We start from the raw sequence: 16,822 nt of genomic DNA on the forward strand, positions 1-16,822 counted from the left end.
TTGCCCACGTTCTTCACCTCGCTTTCTTCTGCCGTCTCTAGCGTAGTCTGCGTGTCATGTATGCGGGGTGTGGTGCCCACAGAGTTTTTATGTGTTTAATGGTAAGTGTGACTCAACTTACCAAAGGAGGTAGTGCTGGTGGCTATCATCGACAGCCTGACGCCCACCAATGTGCGTGTGCTCTGGACTCCCGCCATGGCCAACTACTATTTTGGCGACTATCACCCCATGCACCCTTCTCGGCTGGATGCCACGGCTAAGCTGGCTCGGGATCTTGGGATTTTTGACCTCCCGCAGGTAGAGCTTGAGGAGCCTGAAATTGCCACCGTGCACCAGCTGATGCTGGCCCACGACTACCCCTATATCGACGCCGTACAAAAAATTAGCGCCGATCCCACACTCACTATTGCTAGCTGCGGACTGGGCACCGAAGATACTCCCGGTTTTGAGGGGGTCCACGAGGCATCTGCCCGGCTGGCCGGCGGCACCTATCAGGCCGCCGAAGCTATCTTGAGCGGTAAGGTCAAGCACGCGGTTAACTTTGGCGGGGGTATGCACCACGCCTCACGCGATCACGCCAGCGGCTTTTGTATCTATAACGACTGCGCCGTCGGCATTGCCTGTCTGCTTGAAGCGGGGGTGCAGCGGGTCGTTTACATCGATGTGGACGCCCACCACGGGGACGGCACACAAAGCATCTTCTGGGATGACCCTAGGGTTATGACGATTTCCCTACACGAGAGCGGCATGACCCTTTTCCCCGGAACCGGCTTTGCTAACGAAGTAGGTCCCGAGGGGTTGGCGGCTGGAACCTCGGTTAATATCGCCATGCCTGAAAGTACCACCGATTCTGGTTGGTTGCGGGCCTTCGACGCTGTGGTCCCCAGCCTGCTGCGGCAGTTTCAGCCCGAGGTTATCGTCAGTCAGCACGGCTGTGACTCCCATCTGGCTGATGATATGTCGCACCTAAATATCAGCATCAATGGTCAGCGGGAGATTGCCGCCCATATTTCCTTACTGGCGGACGAACTGTGTGAGGGGCGTTGGGTCGCAACCGGGGGAGGGGGGTACTCCATCTATAACGCTGTGCCTCGCTCCTGGAGTCACCTCATTGCCGTGGCAGCTGGGCAGCCCCTGGATATAAATATGCCAACTCCGGAATCATGGCAGACTTATATGCTCCAAAAGTACGGTGCTAAGGTGCCCACCATGATGGGGGACCCTGTCGACCTCTGGTGGTACTCCTGGGAGGTAGGCTACGACCCAGCGAGCAGCGTCGATCGCAGTATCATGGCTACTCGCAAGGAAGTATTCCCGCTCTGGGGGCTTGACCCCTGGTATGACTAGCCCCGTAGGGTAGGGCGTGGGGCGCCAGGGATGGTGGCTAGGTTTACCCGCAGCTTCTTTGCCTGGGTGCTAGCTGGGCGTAGACGAAAAGTGTCCCCATTTCTGCTGGTCAAACATGCAATTGTGGGTATATATGTGCAAAGATGTCAGTATGAAAGACGACGTATTTGCTGTTATCGCTGACCCCACGCGGCGACACATCCTCCAGGCACTAGCCGTCGAACGACTGGCCGTTGGCGAGTTGGTTGAGGAGCTGGGCGTCAGTCAGCCCACCGTATCTAAGCATCTCAAGGTGCTCCGCACTGCCGGTTTGGTTGAAACCGAAGCCGTAGGCCAAAAGCGGTTCTACTCCATTACCCCCACGCCTTTGACCGCCGTTAAAGCCTGGGCGGAGGGGCTGCTGGCCGCTCCTGCCCTCGAAGAAATGCAGGCAGAGGAGGCAGAAGAAAACTCGACCGCTGCCCAGTCTGCTCCTGAGCAGCAGGGCGAGGCGTCCGCTCCGGCCGTGGACGTGCCCCACCCCAACACCGCCGGTATTACCTTCACCCCGCTGACCCCCTTTACCCCCGTGCTCGATAACCGGGTGGACGAAGAGGCTGTGGAGAACCAGGCGCCTGCCAATGTAGAGCAGGACGCCGTCAGCGACCAAGTACGCCAGCTCGCACAGAGCCTGAGCTTGGGCACCAAAGATGAGGAGCCCATTAGCTTCAAAGTACCCACCCCTGAGCAGGTCATTGCCCAAGAGGTAGCGGCCAAGGCAAGTGATGAACAGGCCCATAAGCAGGCCCACAAGCAGGCCGGTGGTGAAGAGGGCGACGACCGTGGCCTGCTGGCCAAGCTCACCCGCTGGGGTCGCCGCAGCTCCCGCTAGGCCCTTGCCCACCAACCGCTAGTTTCAAAGGACACCACAAGACTGTATGGCACACCATCAGCAGCTTCTCGACTGGATCGAGAACGAACTGATTAACCAGACCCTGCACCTGGGCGATAACTTGCCCGACGACAGGGTGCTGGCCCGTGAGGTGGGTATCAGTCAGAACCACATGCGGGAGAGCCTCAAGCACTGCGAAGAAATCGGGGTGCTCAGGCTCTACGAGGGGCGGAAAAAGAGCATTATCGCCCAGCTGGTGCGGGAACCGGCGGCCTCGGCAGGGCCAGCCGTCAGCCTCTATCTGGCCAGCTCCCTCTCGCCCCGCCAGGATTTGCTGGCAACCTGCCTGCTGCTTGAAAACCACGCCCTCACAGGGCCCGACTACGACCAGTCAGCCTTCGAAGAGCTAGACCGCATCGTGGAGGCCATGCAGGACGACGCTACCAGCCTGAGCGACTTTCACGAGCTCGAAGCGGATTTCCATATCCAGCTGGGAAGACTCTCTGGCAACGCCCTGATTTCTGCCCTCTTGGCGACCCTGCGTGACGCCATGATCGAGGCCCGCTTCGAGCTGGTCAGCCAGGTTCCCCTATGGAGCGCTACCGCCTCGCGCCTGCGTATGGAGTATCGGGCTATCGTCGATGCCGCCCGATCTGGCGACGCCGCCCTCGCCCAGACCCTGCTCAGGGCCAACTTGCAAGAGCGTTTTGCTGAAGCGGGCCACCCGGTCGATTTTGAGACCCCGACTAGGGAAGCGGGCAGCATCAACCTTGAACCCATCGAGGTTGAGACCCAGGAGCTGGTGCCCGATACCTGGGGCGGGCCCATTGAGCCTGATCTGTTTGAAGCCCTCACCAGCATCCAGCCTATGGACGCCGCCCCTGCAAGCGCTCAGCCCCCTACCGGGAGCGCAACCCGCCGCAGGCGGGGGACGGTGAGCCCGGTCGTCCGCGCCGCTAGCGCTACCGCCAGCGCTGACCCCGGGGCAGCAGCCCCCAGGAAGCCGGAGGGGTCCACGGCCAGTGAGGCTCCCCAGCTGCAGGGCGCAAGGGAAGAAAATGCCAGTGACGCCGATGAAGCTGCAGCCCCGCAGAGTGTAAGGAACCAGCCCGCTAAAAAGCGTTTTGACGTGGCTGGCTACTTTGGCTTCCGCAAAAGCGCCCCCGCCCAGCAGGAGACTGGAGGGGGTCGCGACCCCCACGCTGCAGAACCTGCCAGGGCAGTGGAAGAAGACCCGGGGAAAGATGCCGCAGCGGCCCTGCGCGAGGGCTACGAATACGCCACCAGTGACCGCTAGAGGGTAGATAAAACGAGAAAATGCTCTCACTTGCCGGTGAACAGTCGGCGAAAAGCCCTGTTTGCCTGTAGGCTTGGGAGAGAGCGTTTTTTCACGCCGAGGGTATTGCTATGCCCTTTATGCGTGGTTTGGAGCGTTTATACCGGTATAGCGCCCGGATAGCTACCGACCTACCGCCCCCGGGTGGTTGCTGTCGGCCGGGTATCGACCACTATTTAATAAGTGAGGTGAATCCAATGGGTTCAGTTATCAAGAAGCGCCGCAAGCGTATGTCTAAGAAGAAGCACCGTAAGCTTCTTCGCAAGACTCGCCACCAGCGCCGCAACAAGAAGTAAATTCTTCACCGCGAGCCCCGCACCTGTTTCGGTGCGGGGCTCGCGCTGTATCACCGGACTTTCGGGGCGGACGGGTCCTCTCGCCTCGCGGGGGAGCGGCGGGTTAGAGTGGAGCAATGGCTACACCACTGATTGAACTGCTGACTAAGCCCGGCTGCCACCTGTGCGAAGCTGCGCGGGAGACGACCGGTCGGGTGACAGGCAGCTACGGGCTGACCTACACAGAAATCAACGTTGAAGAGCACCCCGACCTGTTGGAGCGTCACCGCACCGAGATCCCGGTGCTGCGGGTTGACGGTGAGGTTAAGGACTTCTGGCAGGTCAATGCCAAACGCCTGGCGAAGATTATTGAGAAGAAACTGGCGGAGTAAACCGGCGGGGTTGCTGGTTAGCGCTTACTGACTAGGTTTGAGAGACTAGAGATATGAATACTTCTTCGGCAACTGTTACCGTGCACCTGATGCGCCACGGCGAGGTGCACAACCCCGACCGTATCGTGTATGGGCGTCTGCCCAACTACCACCTGTCTGAGACGGGTCAGAAGATGGTGCGCCTGTCTGCCGAAGAGTTCAAGCGCCGCGCGGACGCCGGTGCCAACATTGTGCACCTGGTCTGTTCCCCGCTCACCCGCACCCGCGAGTCGGCTGCCCCCATCGAGGAACTGCTGGGCCTGGTTGCCCAGCCCGATGAACGTGTGATTGAGGCCGGGAACTACTTCGAGGGTCTGCACGTGAATAAGCAGGAGCTCTTGAACAACCCCCGCCACTGGAAGCACCTGCTTAACCCCCTGCGTCCGTCCTGGGGTGAACCCTACCGGGACCAGGTGGAGCGTATGGCTGAGGCTATTAAGGACGCCGCCCGCACCGCCTACGAAAAGGGCGGGGACGGCGCTGAAGCAATTATTGTCTCGCATCAGCTACCCATCTGGATGGCCCGCACCTCTGTAGAGGGTGGGGCGCTGCCGCACGACCCGCGCAGCCGCCAGTGCAATTTAGCTTCCATTACAAGTTTTACCTTCCCCAATATTTTCGCCCCTGGCAAGCCTAAACTCTCCTATGTTGAGCCTGCTGCCGAGCTCTATTCAGGTGTTATTCAGTTACCGGGGTCATAATGGCACCGACTACAAGCGCACATTACACTGACCTGAAAGACCTGTAATTCATGTCTACCTCTTTCCCCCTACGTGTGAGCCGCAAACAGGCCCTGAGCATCGCCGCTTTGGGAACTGTTGGCCTGCTCTCTGCCTGCTCATCAAGCCAGGACTCCCTGGCTGCCCAGGCAGATGCCGGAGACTCCAAGGGCTACATTGCCGGTGACGGTAGCGTCACCGAATATGCCGCAGGTGAGCGCGGTGAACCCGTTGACTTTGAAAGCGAGCTCTTTGACGGTACCGTCGTCTCAGCCGCAGACCTGCGCGGCAAGCCCGTGCTGCTGAACTTCTGGTACGCAGGGTGCGCCCCCTGCCGTGTTGAAGCTCCCTGGCTCAACGAACTGCACGACACCTACGGCGAGAAAGTTGCCTTCTATGGGGCCAACGTGCGCGACGAAAAAGGTACCGCTGAGGCTTTTGAGAAGAACTTCTCCGTGCCCTACCCCTCCTTCCGCGACGTGACCGGCAAGGTGCTGCTTGCCATGAGTAAGTACGTGCCTGCCCAGGCGGTGCCGACCACGGTCGTCCTCGACGCTGAAGGACGCGTAGCGGCCCGTATTCTGGGGCAAATCGACAAGTCTGTGCTGGGCACCCTGCTCGAAGACCAGGTCAGTGCCTAGTTTCGGCAATATCGTTCTCGATGGCTCCCTCTGGCTCGCCCTGCCCCTTGCGGCACTGGCGGGCCTGGTCTCGTTTGCCTCCCCCTGCGTGCTACCGCTGGTGCCGGGCTACCTGGGCTACGTGACCGGCCTATCGGGGGGAGAGATGAGCCCCCGCCGCCGCAACCTGCGCATGGTGACCGGCATTGGTCTGTTTGTGCTGGGCTTCTCGTTTATCTTCGTACTCATGTCTGTGGTCTTAGCCCAGCTGGGGGCGGCCCCCTGGCTGCGCGGGCAGGGCTGGGTCAACCTGGTGTTGGGCCTGCTGGTGATTGTGATGGGTCTGGTCTTCATGGGCCGCTTCGACTTCTTCCAACGCGACCGCAAAATTGAAGCCAAACCCCCGGCCGGCCTCTGGGGCGCCCCGATTCTGGGCATCACCTTTGGTCTGGGCTGGGCCCCCTGTATCGGCCCGACCTTCGCGGCCGTGCAGACCCTGGTCTATACCGGCGGCTCCGATAACAGTAAGGCCATTTTGCTGACCTTGGCCTACTGCTTAGGGCTGGGCGTCCCCTTCCTGCTGGTAGCCCTGGGCGTAGCCCGCGGAGTGAACACTATGGGCTGGGCGCGCCGACACAGGTTACTCCTTCAGCGGCTGGGCGGCACCATGCTGATAATCATCGGGCTGCTACTGGCCACCGGCGTCTGGACCCAGATGATGTCCTGGTTCCAGGCCACCATGCCGGTCTACGAACTTCCCATCTAACACACTACACACATACCCACCGAACCGAAAACAGCAAGGAAAACATGGCAGAGAATCAGGACGCCCCGGCCCTAGGCCCGCTGGAAATGCTCCGCTGGGCCTGGAGACAGCTGACCAAGATGAACACGGCCCTCTTCCTGCTGCTCATGCTAGCGGTTGCCGCAGTGCCCGGCTCTATCTTTCCCCAGCGGATTCAGGATACCGCCGCGGTAGCTAACTACATTGAGGCATACCCCACCTGGGGCCCTATCGCCGATAAGCTCCAGCTCTTTGATGTCTTTTCCTCGGCCTGGTTTGCCGCTATCTATATTCTGCTCTTTGTCTCCCTGATCGGTTGCGTTATCCCGCGAGCTGCCAAGCACTATAGGGCCATGCGGTCAGGCCCGGCCCGCACCCCGAAGAACTTTGCCCGCCTGCCCCAGCACCGCACTCTGACCATTCCCCTTGAGGCTGGGGCGGGGGAGCTGACCGCCGCCCGTGCTATCGAGGACGCCGCCGCCGTCCTGAAAAAACGCCGCTACCGCATCGAGGTACGGCAAGAAGCCCCGGGCGTTGTCAACGTGGCCGCCGAGCGCGGCTATCTGCGTGAACTGGGCAATATCCTCTTCCACCTGGCCATGATTGGGGTACTCATCGCTGTAGCTGTCGGCTCCCTCTTTGGTTACAGCGGCCAGCGTATCGTGGTCGAGGAGGAAACCTTCGTCAATTCCCTAGCTTCTTACGATTCCTTTAGCCCCGGCACCAACTACAACCCCGACTGGCTACTGCCCTACTCGGCTACGATGACCTCCATGACGGTCGAATACGACCGCCAGGAAGGTTCACCCACCTACGGGTCAGATATCAACTACGAAGCCGAATTTACCCTGACTACCGCAGATGGTCAGCAGCGCCAAGAGACTCTCAAGGTCAATCAGCCTATCTACTTTGAAGGCACCTCCATCTACCTGCTGGGTAATGGCTACGCCCCGATCGTTCGCGTCATCAGCGCCGACGGCTCTCTCGCCTACGAAGGGCCGGTGCCGGGTCTTCCCTCCGGGCGTAGCTACCTCTCATCTGTGGTGCTCAAGGTGCCAGATGCCCAACCTGACCAGCTGGGTTTTGTGGGCATGTTCCTGCCCACCGGTGAACGTACCGCAGGTAGTGCACCCACCTCCATTGACTCAGACCTCCTCAACCCCATGCTGGTGCTACAGAGCTATACCGGTGATCTGGGTCTTGATAGCGGTGTGCCCCAGAACGTCTATGTGCTCGATGTCAATAAGCTCCAGCCTTTGAACAGCATGGCTATGGGCAACGGTATTGTGCTTGACGCTATCAACAACAAGGCCTCCCTACCCGGCGGACGCGGCACTATCGAGTTTGTGGGGGTCAAGCGGTTTGCCGGTATTGAAATTCGCTCAGACCCTGGTCGTCCTATTGCTCTGATCTCCTCGGCCCTGCTCTTTGCCGGCCTGCTACTTTCTGCCTTTGTGGCCCGCCGCCGTGTCTGGGTGCGTGCCACTGAAAGCGGTAGCGGCGCAGACCGGGTGCTGACCGTCGAATACGGTCTGCTAGCCCGTGGAGAAGACCCCAGGCTCGCTACCGAGGCCGATAAGCTCACCGACCTCTTTGCCGAGCAATGGGGGCTAGAATTTGATGAAGCCTAACCTACCCACCGCCTACCCCGGGGCAACTCGGCCGGGCACTGGCGTCCGCGCCCTACCTCAACCTGTGAAATGAGAAGACCATGTCAGAAGTCAATATAGAGCTGGCCCGCTGGAGCGAACTCTTTATGTACCTTGCGGCGATCACCTACATGGTGGCTTTCGTCGCCTTTGCCTGGGACGTTGCTGCCCACTCCCGCACCACCAAGCGCCTCGAAGCTGCCACGGCTCCCGACACGGAAAAGGAACTCGTAGGTGCCGGTGCCCGCGTCAAAAACGCCCGCTCAGCTCGCATTAGCGGCACTGAACAGGGCACCGGCGAACGCGGCATGGGCTACAAGAAATCAGCAGCCGCCAAGATCGCCGGTCACGTCGCCGACTCAGAGATGCGCTACGGTAGCGGCGAACGCCGACCCGCCGCCCGCGCCGGTGTGGCCATTCTGGCCCTGGGCTGCCTGATTCACCTGGCCGGTGTGCTCTCCCGCGCCTTTGCCGCTAACCGAGCGCCCTGGGGCAACATGTATGAATTCTGCACCACCGGTGCCTTGCTCGTGGTCGTGGTTTACCTGGGCTTCCTGATCTTCCGCGACCTGCGCTTTGTGGGGACCCTGGTATCTGGCCTGGCCCTGACCATGATGACCGCAGCCACCATTGCCTACCCCACCCCCGTAGGTCAGCTGGTGCCCGCTCTCCAGTCCTACTGGCTAGTGATTCACGTATCCATCGCGGTGCTGGCTTCCGCTATCTTCACCATCACCTTCGCCATGGCAATCCTGCAGCTGGTGCAGACCGCTCGCGAACGTCAGATCATCGAAGGCACCGACAGCTCCCTGGTGCGCCTGGGCTTCATGCGTCTGATCCCCTCGTCCACCGCCCTGGAAAACTTCTCCTTCCGCCTCAACACCGTGGGCTTTGCCATGTGGACCTTCACCCTGGGTGCCGGTGCTATCTGGGCAGAAAAGGCCTGGGGTCGCTACTGGGGCTGGGACACCAAGGAAGTGTGGACCTTCATCATCTGGGTGGTCTATGCCGCCTACCTACACGCTCGTGCCACCCGCGGTTGGTCGGGCCCGCCTTCAGCCTGGCTCTCCATTGCAGGCTACCTCTGCATCATCTTTAACTTCACCGTGGTCAACGTCTACTTCTCGGGTCTACACTCCTACTCGGGTCTGTAGGATTTATCGCTGACGCTTTTCCACAGGTTCAAAAAAGCCCCCGCACCTTGTGAGCGGGGGCTTCTGCGTAGGCGTTGTTCGGTAATAAACAACAAAAGTCTTGAAACCTATCTAGGTATATGGTGTACTTAGATATGAGAGGGGTGTGATATGCAACCTACTACCTACCCGCCTTCCCTGATCCGGGCAACCCTGCCCACCGCCGTCCTAGCCTGCCTAGAGCAGGATGACCTGCACGGCTACGGTCTGGCTACCCGCCTAGAAGAGCTGGGCTACGGACGCTTACGCGGTGGCTCCCTCTACCCGGCGCTGTCCAAACTGGAGGAAGCCGGGTACGTCACCACCACCTGGACGGAAGGGGAGAGCGGCCCTGCCCGCCGCCAATACCGGCTCACGGACGCAGGCGCCCGCCAACTCGCCGAGGAGCGAGCCACCCTGGCCCGGCTGACCAGCGTCCTTGGAGCCTAAACCGCCAGAAGTGTTTCAACATGACTCAAGGAGGAGACATGGCAACTAACCCCTACGAACGCCTGACCGTCGCAATCGAAGAAGCCAGCGACAACCCGGCAGACAAAGACTGGGTGCAAACTGCCTTTGCGACCCTAGCTACGAACGGTGTCAAAGCAGTCACCAGTGAAAGCGCCCTCAACGGCGTCATCCGCCAGGTAGCTGAAACCGGTCAAAGTACCACCGACCTCTACGGTACGCCCGAGGAATGGGCCGCAGAAAAAATCACCACCTGGCGCGAAAAGGGGACCCAGGCCTTTTCCGAAGACGAACCATGGGCCCTCAAAGAAGTAATCGTGGCAGGTTTCTTGACCGGGGCGTTCTTTAGCATCCTTTTCTGGGTGGTCAGCGTACTACCCAGCGATAGGCCGAGCTCCCAGCCGGTGGCCTTCTACCTACTCCCAGCCTTCCTAGGGTTTGCCGTCATGTTTTCAACTGCCCTCTTCCAGCGGCTTCGATCTAAGCTCGGTTTTACATCAGGTGTTGCGGTATCGGCTCTGATTGTTCTTGTTCTCGCATGCGGTGTAGCTTTCCTGCTGTTCTGGTCCTACGAGGTTGTGACGACAACTTTTCCTGCCTGGTTTCATCTGCCTGTAGCAGCAGGCTCTGCTCTGCTAGGAGGCTTGGCTGCACTTGCTCTTCCCAAGGGGTCTACTCACGTGATGGAAGGCACCGATAACTACAGTCAGCCCGAAACCTGGCTTGCACGATTCAAACAGGAGCTCTGGAAGCGGGGCGATATTTCGGATGCCCGTGTACGGAAAGAAGTCTCCCGGGTCAAAGAACATGCCCGCGAAAGCGGCAGTAGCTACCTGGAAGAATTCGGCCACCCGGTAGCCTATGCCCGTTCCCTCTCAGAGCAAAAGAAGGTCAAGCCCTACCGGCTCTACCTCTATTCCCTCATGATGATCGCTTGTCTTGGTTTCTGGGGTTATGGGCTGTGGGCTACTCCAGATTCGGCCAGCCTAAGTTGGCGTTTGCCCCTTTTCATCTTCGTGGCCTGCGTTTTGGTTCTAGAGCTCTGTAAGAACTACCGAACCTACCGCCAGGCCAAGAAATAAGAGCGAACCCCACGTTTTGTCACGAGCCCCACCTGTAAACCGTGGGGCTCGTGACAAAACGTGGGGTTCGAAAAAACTAGGACTCGTCGTCCGGCTCTGTGGCCTCCTCGCCATGGGCAGAGCCCTGCCCACCGGCGTCCTTACGGTTCTTGCGCTGCTGCCACTCGGCGTCCTGGCGCTCGCGCCGGGCCCGGGCCTCAAGGAACTTCAAAAACTCAGGGTCATCATCGGGAGCCACCGGCGGCTTAGCAGCAGGCGCCCCAAAAGACCCGTGGCGCGACCCGCGCGGCCGCCCCAGCCAGAACCACAGCACCGACCCCAGCAGTGGAAAGAGCACCAGCACAGCAAGCCAGGCCCCCTTGGGCAGGGTGCGAACGCGCAAACGGTCGGTCTGAGCGGCATCCAGAATCGAATAAATCCACACGCCCAGCAGAAGAGCGGCGCCGCCAATAATCAAAATAGCTCTACCCATACCCCCATTTTTCCATGAACAGGCCCGCCCACCCCTCTTTGTGCGCTCACAGCGTGCCAGCTGAGCGGACGCCCGCCGTGCAGATCTTGCCCGCAGCGGGTTGGGTAGAATGAAGGGGTGAATTTTCTGAAGTACTCCCTGCTCCGCCTGCTGTTCTCAGCTGCCGCCTTCTTCGCCTCCTACTACTTTGGCGTGGGCTTCATCCTGGCCATCATCTTCGGCGCGCTCATCGGCTTCGCCATCTGCTACCTGGCCTTCCCCCGCCTGCACGACGCCGCAGCCGCCGACTTTAACCGGATGATCCGCCGCAAGAACAAGCCCAAGAAAACAAGCCTAGAAGACGAAAACCAGGCGATTGAAGACGAGCTGGACGAAGCCGCCCGCCGCAGCCAGGGCCTTTAGTAGCCGGTAAAGACGGTGGCCCGCTCAGCAAAGATTTCAAGCGGGTGCAGGGCTACCGCCAGGGCAATGAGCAGTGAATATATGAGGGCAATGATGCCAGCCTGCTTAAGTACCGGAATCAGGTCGCGGCCCAGGGCGCCCGAGAGCACCACCAGGGCTGAATGAACAACCGGCCCAATCAGAATAAAGGCCAGGGCGTACCAGGGGTTCTGCGGAACCAGCAGGGCGGTCAGGGCCAGCCCCAGGCCCATCTCTACGGCGTAGGTGATGCGCGAAGCGCGGTCGCCCAGACGCACCGCTAGGGTTTTCTTACCCGCCTCAATGTCGGTGGGAATATCGCGTACGTTATTAGCCATCAGCAGGGCGCAGGAGAAAAGCCCCAGGGCTACGGCGAAGACCCAGGAGCTCAGGGTCAGCTGGTTGCTCTGGGTAAACATGGTGCCGAGGGTAGCGACCAGGCCAAAGTAGATAAAGACGAAAATATCGCCCAGGCCCATGTAACCGTAGGGGTGCTTGCCGCCAGTGTAACCCCAGGCCGCCAGCACAGCCGAGGCACCGATAGCTAGGAACCACCACTGCTGCGAGAGCATAATCAGGGTCAGACCGCTCAGGCCGGCCAGACCAAAGCAGATAAAGGCTGCCATCTTCACGTGGGAGGGCTTGGCCACGCCCGAGCCGACCAGGCGCAGGGGGCCCACGCGGACCTCGTCCGTGCCCTTAATTCCATCGGAGTAATCGTTGGCGTAGTTGACGCCCACCTGCAAGAAGAAGGCCACGAGGAAGGCCAGTAGGGCGCGGCCGGGCTTGAACTGGTGCACCTCGTAGGCGGCCGCAGAACCAGCAATGATAGGAGCTGCCGCCAAAGGGAGCGTGCGCAGACGCGCCCCTTCAATCCACTGTGCAACCGTTGCCACTGTTGTGCTCCTTATCAACCCAAGTTTCGATGTGGCGTCGCTACGCCACAAATACACACCATTCTCTCACTTTTTAGCGGTGGACGCCCGCTAGTGGCCGCGTGACCTAGCCCGGTTCGCCGACTGGGCTTTCCAGGCTTCTGCAAGGAGCGCCTGGACGGCCCGCCGGTCAGGCTTGCCGGTGGGAAGAGTCGGCAGCTCAGGGAGCACCTTAACGAGTTTGGGGGCGGACGCTGCCCCCAGCTTTTCTGCCACCAGCTGGGGGAGGGCGTTCGCAAGCTTAGAAGCGTGTGCGCTGTTACCCGCCACCAGGGTGACGGCGGCGGCGATAGCGGTACCCCAGCGGGCATCTGGAACCCCGGCCACCAGGGCCTCACGCACAGCCGGGTGACTTTCGAGGGCGGTAGCTACGGCTGCCGCGCTGGTTTTGATACCGCCAGAAATGAGCACGTCGTCGGCGCGACCTGCTACAGTGAGGGCTCCGGTGCGCAGGTCTTGGGTGCCCAGATCGTCGGTGCGGTACCAGCGGGTTCCCTGACCGTCTACAAAGAAGTGGGCGGCGGTGCGCTGAGGATCATTGGCGTAGCCGCTGGCAATGGTCGGCCCGCCCAGCCAGATACGCCCAGGAGCTTGTGGGTCGGCGGCATCGGCTTCTATCTGCACGCGGACGCCCGCCAGCGGCTTGCCCTCGTAGACGCAGCCCCCGGCGGTTTCGGCCGACCCGTAGGTACGCACTACGGGGAGTGCCAGATCGTGGGCGCTTGCGATGAGGTCGGCGCTGGCCGGCGCCCCGCCCAACAGAATTGCGGAGAAAGAGCGCAGGGCCGCGAGGGTTTCTTCGCGGAGGGCGCCCTCCGGAGTCTCGAGCAGGCGGTGTAGCTGGGTGGGTACCAGGGAGACCAGCCGTTGCGGGGCTGAGAGCTTTTCGGCGGAGCTGACAAAATCCTGGGCCGTGAAGCGGGTGCCCTCGCTGACTGAGCCGGTCAGGACGGGGACGGTACCTGCCAGGGCAGACCTCGCCACCACCTGTGCCCCGGCAACGTACTGCAGGGGCAGAGCCAGGAGCCACTGGGCGCTGCTTGTCCCAGTAGCTGTTTCTGTTCCCTGAGCCGAAGCACGTAAAGCTGAGGTGGAAAGCACCGTCTGTTTGGGGGCACCGGTGGAGCCGCTGGTTGTGACCACCAGGGCGGGGGCGTCCTGCCCTCTCTCTAGCTCTGTAAAGCAGGTGCTGAAGGTGTACAGGGCTTCGGTGACCTGCTGGGTGGGGCTGGTGGGCTGATCTGCTCCGACGCGGACGACGCTGCCCGGCCCGGGCAGGGCAGGCGCGGGGAGTGGGGTAAGGGAATCTAGTGTCATGGCTCTTTTTAGTCTACGCCTGGTGATTATTGCCAGATAGTATGCCTACTTGGTAATCTTGTAGGTAACACCTTCTGCTTCTCAAGGTCGAGATAGGAGCCAACCCATGCTTGAAGTAACCGGTGCAGAAATCGCGATTCTGCTACTTTATCTGGCCCTGCTGGTGCTCTTTTTTGTAGTGCTCCTGGGGTTCCATAAGAAAAATAAGACCGAAATTCGAGTGATTCGTAAGCGCTTGGGCCTGGGTGAGAATGCCACAGGTAACACCGACAAGGGAGCCTAACCATGACTGTACTTGCTACTAATCCGCTGGTGCCCACTACTGGGGAGGTCGTTCTTTCTGTGATTGGACTGGCCTACCTGGTCTTCATGCTGGTTTTCTTGGTCTTTCTGGTCAACGTGCTGCTGACCTGGCACCGCAAGAACAAGCTGCGCATTATCGAGCTGGAGTTCGAAGAACGCGCCATTGACAACCGCAAGGCTGCCCGGCGCATGGCAGGCCCTGAGGCCTAGCCCCGGGCCGAATGCAAGGACGCCCCGCCCTGCCTTCCGTGGAGAAGATGGGGCGGGGCGTCCTACTTATATTTATTCTTTAAGCGCTTCGTCTAGCTTCTCACTCAGCGGGGCCGACAGAGACATGCTGTAACTCTTCGACAGATGGTTGGTGTCGAAATAGACCGGAATTCCGCCAATTACCCCGTGACAGGAATCGTCGGGGCAAAGGTAGTCGGTCATATCGATGGTGGGGATGTTCAAAGAGCGAGCTGCCTCAAATTGGGGATCTGGCCATAAGACAGTACTGGCGGATGCTACGCACTGCGTACCTGAATACGATACGCAATCGGGGCCAACTGAAGAACCCGCGGTAGGAACATCACGAACAACAACCACCTTGCTGCCCTGCGCCTGCCAACGATCAACCCAGGGTTTCATTGCTTTCGCATACTGCTTTTCTTGGGGCGCGCCGCTACCGTTTTCAAGGCCCTGGCTACTGGAGTAGTTACCGATAACAATTAAATCTGGCTTCTCCTGAGTTACCTCGTTGAGGACACGGCCGGGCCACTTGGGGCAGGTATCTGAAAATGTCTGGGCAACGGGCACCTGGCGTCCAGGAGCAAGCCAGTAGGTCAGGGGAGTCTCCCAGAGGGAGCAACCTGAGTGACTAAAGAACGTCATATCCCACTGTTTTTCGCGGGCAATAGGGTAAACCGCTGGGCGCCAGTGATCAATATGTGAGTCACCGATAAACCAGACCTTCGTGGGGTCTGCCGATTCCGCAGCGTAGTTGCAGTGAATCTTGACCCTTGACCCGCCGTTGGGGACCTCAGTTGATTCAAGAACTTCACATTCTTGGTCAAGCGGTATCCACGGTGCTTCGCTTTCTGAGCCAGCAGCGATTACAGGCTCTGCTGTGAAGGCCTCCTTGCAGTGCTCAGTGTTTACAAGGGCCATACCCCCAACACAGCTAATCTCTGCTGTCTCTTTTTCTTCACCCGATGTTTTGGTATCTGACGCAGAACCCGCGACCTGGTTCATACTTGCCTGGATTTCCGCCTGTTGACGGGCAGAGTACTGCTGGGCATAGAAATGGGTTGCTGCAGAACTCGTGCCAATAAGAGCTAACGTAGCGATAACCGAGATGAAAACAGTTTTTGGGGCAAAGAGGGGCTTAAACTTGAAACGAAAGGTGTTTTCAATGAACTTCTGCGTCGTGAAGGCCAGCAGAAAGACAAGCGGAAGCACCACAATATAGGTCCACCACTCGGCAGCGTGGCCGAGGGCAAAGGGCAGAAGGACGGCCACAGGCCAGTGCCAGAGATACAGGGAATACGACATATCCCCGATGGACTGCGTAGGGCGCCCCTCAACAAGAAACCGTAACCAAGGCATAAAGGTGAACGGCCCTGTTGCAATAACGGCAGCAGCGGCAAGAACCGCAGCTAGCGTACTTAAACCGGGTACTCCGCTTTCTTCCGTGTAGAGAAAGGCTGAGCTCAGAAGTACGAGGTAGGCTGCAAGCTGAGCTAGGTTGCGGAGAAGCTTGGGGTAGAAGCTATTATCGAAGGCCTTGTTGAGCGAGAAAAACAGCGGGGAGAGAAGAGCGACCAGAGCGCCTACCATAAACTCCCAGACGCGAGTAAATGTATTGAAATATGCCCCAGCCTGACCAGATGCTACCTGGCTTTGAGCGAATGCTAGAGACAGAATAAGTAGCGTGAAAACACCTGAACTCAATACCAGGTTCTGCAATCGTGAGTTGCCCCCAAGGAATGTTTTTACCTTGAAAGCTCCTAGAAATAGCAGCGTAAGCGCTATCGGCCAGATGAGATAGAACTGCTCTTCAACTGACAGGGACCAGTAGTGTTGAAATACCGTAGGGTTGCTGTCTTGGGCGAAATAGTCTGTTGCAGAGGCATACAGATTCCAGTTGTGAAAATAGGCGCTCGCCGCGAAGAAGTCCCAGGCGGTGCGACCCCAATAACTTACAGGTGCAAGTGCCAGCGTTGCGATAAAAGAAACTGCACCGACGAAGATCGCGGCCGGGAGCAGGCGTCGAGCCCGGTTCGCGTAAAAGTGTTTAAAACTGACGGTATTGCGTTGTCTGAGCTCTTTGAGGAGATGAAGCGTGATGAGGTAGCCCGAGATGACGAAGAATATATCTACCCCGATATATCCGCCGGTGATGAAGTTCGGCCAGAAGTGGTTGCCAATAACGAGAAGGACGGCGATAGCTCTTAGAGCTTGTATATCGCTTCTGAAATTTTTAGTTGGGCGGGATGCGGCGGCCATGAATCTCTTTAAAGAAAATGTGTGGTGGTGATAACTGCTTATCAACTCTAAACCATCGCAGCAGGGTGAATGCGGAAGGGACATACGCAATTCGCTGTGGAGCGTCTATGGGGCAAGGCTCCAACAGATGCCCA

19 protein-coding genes are annotated in these 16,822 nt (G+C 59.3%); 15 read left to right on the forward strand and 4 right to left on the reverse strand.

Annotated features, from left to right (window positions below; all coding sequences use genetic code 11):
* Positions 1-195 precede the first annotated feature (195 nt).
* From ACFP6B_RS06125 to ACFP6B_RS06180, 12 genes are all read left to right on the forward strand, one after another.
* Positions 196-1,347, forward strand: coding sequence for an acetoin utilization protein AcuC (locus tag ACFP6B_RS06125; protein ID WP_377128250.1), 1,152 nt, complete (start codon positions 196-198; stop codon positions 1,345-1,347).
* A 151-nt stretch (positions 1,348-1,498) separates the two neighbouring features.
* Positions 1,499-2,218, forward strand: coding sequence for an ArsR/SmtB family transcription factor (locus ACFP6B_RS06130; protein WP_377128167.1), 720 nt, complete (start codon positions 1,499-1,501; stop codon positions 2,216-2,218).
* Between the two features lie 46 nt (positions 2,219-2,264).
* Positions 2,265-3,515, forward strand: coding sequence for an FCD domain-containing protein (locus tag ACFP6B_RS06135; protein WP_377128170.1), 1,251 nt, complete (start codon positions 2,265-2,267; stop codon positions 3,513-3,515).
* A gap of 236 nt (positions 3,516-3,751) precedes the next feature.
* Positions 3,752-3,850, forward strand: coding sequence for a 30S ribosomal protein bS22 (locus ACFP6B_RS06140; RefSeq protein WP_005504750.1), 99 nt, complete (start codon positions 3,752-3,754; stop codon positions 3,848-3,850).
* A 116-nt stretch (positions 3,851-3,966) separates the two neighbouring features.
* On the forward strand, positions 3,967-4,221 hold the full coding sequence (locus ACFP6B_RS06145; protein WP_377128175.1) for a glutaredoxin family protein: 255 nt from the start codon (positions 3,967-3,969) through the stop codon (positions 4,219-4,221).
* 53 nt (positions 4,222-4,274) lie between these two features.
* The gene (locus ACFP6B_RS06150; protein ID WP_237185011.1) at positions 4,275-4,961 is read left to right on the forward strand and encodes a histidine phosphatase family protein; all 687 of its coding nucleotides are present in this window, start codon (positions 4,275-4,277) and stop codon (positions 4,959-4,961) included.
* A gap of 50 nt (positions 4,962-5,011) precedes the next feature.
* Positions 5,012-5,620 carry a TlpA family protein disulfide reductase gene (locus ACFP6B_RS06155; protein WP_377128179.1) on the forward strand — a complete coding sequence of 203 codons (609 nt, stop codon included), beginning with the start codon at positions 5,012-5,014 and terminating at the stop codon, positions 5,618-5,620.
* Complete coding sequence (locus ACFP6B_RS06160) at positions 5,613-6,365, forward strand: cytochrome c biogenesis CcdA family protein (RefSeq protein ID WP_377128182.1); 753 nt, start codon at positions 5,613-5,615, stop codon at positions 6,363-6,365. The genes ACFP6B_RS06155 and ACFP6B_RS06160 overlap by 8 nt, the downstream gene beginning before the upstream one ends.
* Positions 6,366-6,409: 44 nt before the next feature.
* Entirely contained in the window at positions 6,410-8,014 is a 1,605-nt protein-coding gene (resB, locus tag ACFP6B_RS06165; protein ID WP_377128185.1) for a cytochrome c biogenesis protein ResB, read from the forward strand.
* Between the two features lie 80 nt (positions 8,015-8,094).
* On the forward strand, positions 8,095-9,186 hold the full coding sequence (gene ccsB, locus ACFP6B_RS06170; protein WP_377128188.1) for a c-type cytochrome biogenesis protein CcsB: 1,092 nt from the start codon (positions 8,095-8,097) through the stop codon (positions 9,184-9,186).
* 150 nt (positions 9,187-9,336) lie between these two features.
* Positions 9,337-9,654 carry a PadR family transcriptional regulator gene (locus ACFP6B_RS06175; protein WP_377128191.1) on the forward strand — a complete coding sequence of 106 codons (318 nt, stop codon included), beginning with the start codon at positions 9,337-9,339 and terminating at the stop codon, positions 9,652-9,654.
* Between the two features lie 38 nt (positions 9,655-9,692).
* Positions 9,693-10,754: a DUF1129 domain-containing protein gene (locus tag ACFP6B_RS06180; protein WP_377128194.1), complete on the forward strand. Its 1,062-nt coding sequence runs from the start codon at positions 9,693-9,695 to the stop codon at positions 10,752-10,754.
* A 76-nt stretch (positions 10,755-10,830) separates the two neighbouring features.
* On the opposite strand, the gene ACFP6B_RS06185 is transcribed toward ACFP6B_RS06180, so the two are convergent.
* Entirely contained in the window at positions 10,831-11,226 is a 396-nt protein-coding gene (locus ACFP6B_RS06185; protein ID WP_377128197.1) for a PLD nuclease N-terminal domain-containing protein, read from the reverse strand.
* A gap of 117 nt (positions 11,227-11,343) precedes the next feature.
* Between ACFP6B_RS06185 and ACFP6B_RS06190 the strand changes: the two genes are divergently transcribed.
* The gene (locus ACFP6B_RS06190; protein ID WP_185174190.1) at positions 11,344-11,628 is read left to right on the forward strand and encodes a DUF4229 domain-containing protein; all 285 of its coding nucleotides are present in this window, start codon (positions 11,344-11,346) and stop codon (positions 11,626-11,628) included.
* Here ACFP6B_RS06190 and ACFP6B_RS06195 read toward each other — a convergent pair.
* Entirely contained in the window at positions 11,625-12,542 is a 918-nt protein-coding gene (locus ACFP6B_RS06195) for a 1,4-dihydroxy-2-naphthoate polyprenyltransferase (RefSeq protein ID WP_377128200.1), read from the reverse strand. The genes ACFP6B_RS06190 and ACFP6B_RS06195 overlap by 4 nt on opposite strands.
* 90 nt (positions 12,543-12,632) lie before the next feature.
* The gene (locus ACFP6B_RS06200) at positions 12,633-13,898 is read right to left on the reverse strand and encodes an AMP-binding protein (protein WP_377128203.1); all 1,266 of its coding nucleotides are present in this window, start codon (positions 13,896-13,898) and stop codon (positions 12,633-12,635) included.
* Between the two features lie 106 nt (positions 13,899-14,004).
* Between ACFP6B_RS06200 and ACFP6B_RS06205 the strand changes: the two genes are divergently transcribed.
* The gene (locus tag ACFP6B_RS06205; protein ID WP_237184993.1) at positions 14,005-14,181 is read left to right on the forward strand and encodes a hypothetical protein; all 177 of its coding nucleotides are present in this window, start codon (positions 14,005-14,007) and stop codon (positions 14,179-14,181) included.
* A gap of 2 nt (positions 14,182-14,183) precedes the next feature.
* Complete coding sequence (locus tag ACFP6B_RS06210) at positions 14,184-14,411, forward strand: hypothetical protein (protein ID WP_377128206.1); 228 nt, start codon at positions 14,184-14,186, stop codon at positions 14,409-14,411.
* 72 nt (positions 14,412-14,483) lie between these two features.
* Here ACFP6B_RS06210 and ACFP6B_RS06215 read toward each other — a convergent pair whose 3' ends face one another.
* The gene (locus ACFP6B_RS06215; RefSeq protein WP_377128209.1) at positions 14,484-16,688 is read right to left on the reverse strand and encodes an acyltransferase family protein; all 2,205 of its coding nucleotides are present in this window, start codon (positions 16,686-16,688) and stop codon (positions 14,484-14,486) included.
* Between the last annotated feature and the right edge of the window lie 134 nt (positions 16,689-16,822).

The organism is Rothia nasimurium (genome assembly GCF_042660305.1).
Taxonomy (GTDB): Bacteria; Actinomycetota; Actinomycetes; order Actinomycetales; family Micrococcaceae; genus Rothia; species Rothia nasimurium.